A 3,591-nucleotide genomic window follows, 5' to 3' on the forward strand; every position below is an offset into this window, starting at 1 on the left:
GGTGCTGCCTTCGGCGCGGCCCTGGTCGCGGTGCTGATCTTCATGTTCGCGCCGCGCTCGGGCGTCTTCGTCATCGTGCTGACCGCTGCGTACGGCGCTTTCGCCTACACGCTCTATTCGATCGCCGTCGCGCATGCCAACGACCATGCTCGCGCTGAGGACTTCGTCAAGGTTTCGGGCGGCCTGTTGCTGCTCTACGGCTTCGGCACGATGATCGGCCCGCTTTTGGCCGCGGCCTTGATGGGTTCGGTGCGTCCGGAGGGGCTTTTCCTGGCAACTGCGCTCGCTCATCTCAGCCTCGCCGGCTACACGCTGCTGCGTATCCGCGCCCGCGCGCCGGTGCCGATCGAAAACCGCGATGCGTTCAAGACGCAGCCCGCGGACCGCGCCGTCACGCCCGAAGCAACCCGGCTCGATCCGCGCAGAAAGATTGAAACCAATAGTTGAGATTCCGAAAACTTTGCCCCACAAATAACGGCATGATGTTTTCTGACGCCTTTGTGGCGATAGCCGACCCCAATCGGCGCTATCTCTTGGAAGAACTCCGGCGCGGCCCGAAGACGGTGAACGAACTGGCGGCCGGATTGCCCGTCTCGCGCCCGGCTGTTTCCCAGCATCTGAAGGTTCTGCTCGATGCCGGCCTTGTCAATGCCAAGGCCGAAGGCACCAGGCGCGTCTATACTGTCAGCAGCGCCGGCTTCCTTAGGCTGAACATCTGGCTCGACCAGTTCTGGGAAACGGCGCCGGGGGAATGATCTAAACCGCGTCGCGATCTTTCAGATTCGCTCCACGCTTAGGTTTTTGATTTCACGCATGTCTTTGTCCTCGATACCGGTTCCCACTTTCGGGAGACATGCTTTAGCCGTTGTTGTAGGGGAAGAACTTGAAATAGGGCTGCGCTTCCTCGACCACGCGGGCAAAGGATGGGCGCGCCAGCAGACGATCGTGATAGCGTTTCAGCGTCGGAAACCTGTCGCCGAACGGTTCAACCTTGTTGGCATAGAACAAGGCGGGTGAGGCCGAGCAGTCGGCCATGGTGAAGGTGTCGCCGACCGCCCAGATTTTTTCCTGCATCTCCTTTTCGACGATGTCATAGGCGTTGCGCAACTGCGCGCGGCTTTCCTCGACGCCGAATGGATCGGTCTGCTTCTTTGGCCGCAGCCGGTCGCCGACGATCTTCTGCATCGGCGCCTGCACGTAGAAATCATAGAAGCGGTCGGCCTGACGGACCTGAAGGGCAAAGTCGATGTCGGTGGGCACCAGCGTGACAGGCCCGGGATAATGCGCAGCCAGATATTCAATGATGATGGTCGATTCCAGCAGCGTTCGCTCGCGCGCATCGTCGCGCAGCGCCGGCATCTTGCCAGTCGGCGACACTTTCAGGAACGCCGCGCGCGAGGCCTGGTCGCCGAGATTGACGATGACCGGATTGAATGGCGTGTCGTTCTCGTAGAACGCGATCAGTGGCTTCCAGCAAAACGAAGCCAGCGGGTGGAAATGGAAAGTCAGGGACATGCTTGGCCTCTTTGTCGCCTTCAATCACGGTTGAAGAATTCACCTGTCGCATGCCGGCCGCGTCAAGTTCCGGCCGTTCGGCGCGATAGCGTCGATGATCTGCCGCCAGTCGTTGCGGTGCAGCTCATGGCCGCCGCCTTCGATCTTGACCAGCCTTGCGCCGGGAACCACCTTTGCCAACGCCTCGCCATGTTCGATCGGAAAGAGCGGATCGGCGGTGCCGTGGATGACGAGCAGCGGTGCCATCAGGTCTCGCACCGTCCGTTTCGGGCCGCCGCCCTTGAGCAGGAAATGGTTGGTCGCGCTGGCGAGGCCGCCGGAGCGATCATAGTCCGCCTCGATCATCGCGTGCGTGCGTTCCTCGTCGAATGGATGGCGCGTGCTGGCGATCGCGCGGGCGTCCTTGACCATGAAGTCGAGCACCTGCTTCCTGTTCGACCAGTCGACGTCGCCGCCTTGCGCCGAATGCTCCTTGTAGGCTTCGGTCGGTCCGGGCAGGCCGGACGTATCGACGCCGAGCGGCGAAGATGAGATCACGGTGAGCGCGCTGACGCGTTCAGGATATTTCAGCGCCACGTTCTGCGCGAGCATGCCGCCCATCGACAGGCCGACGACATGCCCCTTGCCGACGCCGTGGTCATCGAGCACCTGGATCGCATCGTCCACCATATCCCCGAAATTGTAGGGCGGCGTGCCCGGCGGGTATTTCGTCGACAGTCCAGTGTCGCGGTTGTCGTAGCGGATGACAAAGCGGCCGCGCCTGGCGAGTTGCCGGCAGAAGGCTTCCGGCCACCACAGCATCGAGGCCATGGCGCCCATGATCAGAAGGATCGGCGGATCTTTCGGACTGCCGAAGCTTTCCGAAACGATGTCGGGGCGCTGCGCCGCGTAGGTCATCTGCTCCTCCAATCCGATTGCATTTTGCAATCAGTTGCACGATAGTGAAACCGATATCATAATGCAACTGGTTTTTCTGGAGACTGCCATGAACATCGACCGCCGGTCCGGTTGCCCGATCAATCTGTCGCTCGAAGTGTTCGGCGACCGTTGGAGCCTGATCATCCTGCGCGACGTGATCTTTGGCGGCCGGCGCCATTTTCGCGAGCTGCTCAATGGCTCGCTGGAGGGCATCGCCTCCAACATCCTGGCCGACCGGCTGAAGCGGCTGATGGCGCTCGGCCTGCTGACCAAGGCCGACGACCCCAGCCACAAGCAGAAGGCGATCTACAGCCTGACCGAGATGGCGATCACGCTGGTGCCGATCATGGCGCAGCTCGGCGCCTGGGGACGCGTCTGGCTGCCGGTCAGCGAAGAATTGTCGATCCGCGCCGAGCTGCTCGAAAAGGGCGGTCCGCCGCTATGGGAGCAATTCATGGACGAGTTGCGCCATGAGCATCTAGGCGCGCCTTCGAGGACGCCGCCCGGCGCGCCGAGCGTGCGCCAGCAGTTGCGGGCCGCTTATGAGGCCGTCGTCGAGCGCAAGGCCGAGGAACTTCGCCACATCAAGACAGAGGCTTGAAGCCCGTTGCGCGGATCGGGTGCAGCGCGCCGCGATTTAAAGCATGTCTCTCGAAAGTGGAACCGGTTTCGGGATAAGACATGCGTATCAAAGACCTAAAGCGCATGGAGCGAATCCGAAGGATCACGACGCGCTTTAAGCTGAAGGGGACGCACGTAAGCGCGTCAGATGCCCTCGCCGGCGAGCTCTTCCGAAAGCGTTGAAACCTGGTCCTGGGCGCTGCGCATCATCGGATAGATCGCCAGCACCTTTTGCCAGGCCTCCAGCGCCGACTGTTTGTGGCCGGTCTCGGACATGATCTGGGCGAGGCCCGAAAGCGCGCCGAAATGGCGCGGCTCGAGTTGCAGGGTGCGGTCGATGTCGGCCATCGACTTCCCGTAATTCTTCATCAGGAAATGCACGGTGGCGCGCCGGTTCCAGCCTTCGGCATAGTCGGGCTGCAAGGTCACGACCTGGTCGAGGAAATCGAGCGCGACGTCGAATTTCTGGTCTTCCGTCGCCTTTTGCGCCCATTGCATCATCAGGTCGATCGAGGCGCTGCCGGACTGGTTCCATTC

General features: G+C 61.7%; 5 protein-coding genes and 1 pseudogene. 3 read left to right on the forward strand and 3 right to left on the reverse strand.

The features are described 5' to 3' along the window. Positions 1-447, forward strand: a 447-nt coding sequence (locus EOA24_RS30990; RefSeq protein WP_127410439.1) for an MFS transporter, incomplete at its 5' end; no start/stop codon positions are given. Between the two features lie 32 nt (positions 448-479). Continuing rightward, a complete protein-coding gene (locus EOA24_RS30995) occupies positions 480-755 on the forward strand; it encodes a metalloregulator ArsR/SmtB family transcription factor (RefSeq protein WP_040998815.1) in 276 nt (91 codons plus the stop codon). Between the two features lie 103 nt (positions 756-858). Here the strand turns inward: EOA24_RS30995 and EOA24_RS31000 are convergent, their stop codons facing one another. Next, positions 859-1,515: a glutathione S-transferase family protein gene (locus tag EOA24_RS31000; RefSeq protein ID WP_126080825.1), complete on the reverse strand. Its 657-nt coding sequence runs from the start codon at positions 1,513-1,515 to the stop codon at positions 859-861. Between the two features lie 39 nt (positions 1,516-1,554). Next, positions 1,555-2,412: an alpha/beta hydrolase gene (locus EOA24_RS31005; protein ID WP_126080824.1), complete on the reverse strand. Its 858-nt coding sequence runs from the start codon at positions 2,410-2,412 to the stop codon at positions 1,555-1,557. Positions 2,413-2,500: 88 nt separating this feature from the next. On the opposite strand from EOA24_RS31005, the gene EOA24_RS31010 reads away from it, so the two are divergent. Continuing rightward, positions 2,501-3,034, forward strand: a complete 534-nt coding sequence (locus tag EOA24_RS31010; RefSeq protein ID WP_126080823.1) for a helix-turn-helix domain-containing protein — start codon at positions 2,501-2,503, stop codon at positions 3,032-3,034. 164 nt (positions 3,035-3,198) lie between these two features. Here the strand turns inward: EOA24_RS31010 and EOA24_RS31015 are convergent. Beyond that, positions 3,199-3,591, reverse strand: a pseudogene (locus EOA24_RS31015) (hypothetical protein); the annotation flags it as partial.

The sequence above is a fragment of the Mesorhizobium sp. M2A.F.Ca.ET.039.01.1.1 genome (assembly GCF_003998035.1).
GTDB lineage: Bacteria > Pseudomonadota > Alphaproteobacteria > Rhizobiales > Rhizobiaceae > Mesorhizobium.

What these genes read in the sequence shown, in the direction of transcription:
- EOA24_RS30995 (WP_040998815.1), top strand. Translation starts at nt 480, where the DNA reads ATGATGTTTTCTGACGCCTTTGTGGCGATAGCCGACCCCAATCGGCGC.
- EOA24_RS31000 (WP_126080825.1), bottom strand. Translation starts at nt 1,515, where the DNA reads ATGTCCCTGACTTTCCATTTCCACCCGCTGGCTTCGTTTTGCTGGAAG.
- EOA24_RS31005 (WP_126080824.1), bottom strand. Translation starts at nt 2,412, where the DNA reads ATGACCTACGCGGCGCAGCGCCCCGACATCGTTTCGGAAAGCTTCGGC.
- EOA24_RS31010 (WP_126080823.1), top strand. Translation starts at nt 2,501, where the DNA reads ATGAACATCGACCGCCGGTCCGGTTGCCCGATCAATCTGTCGCTCGAA.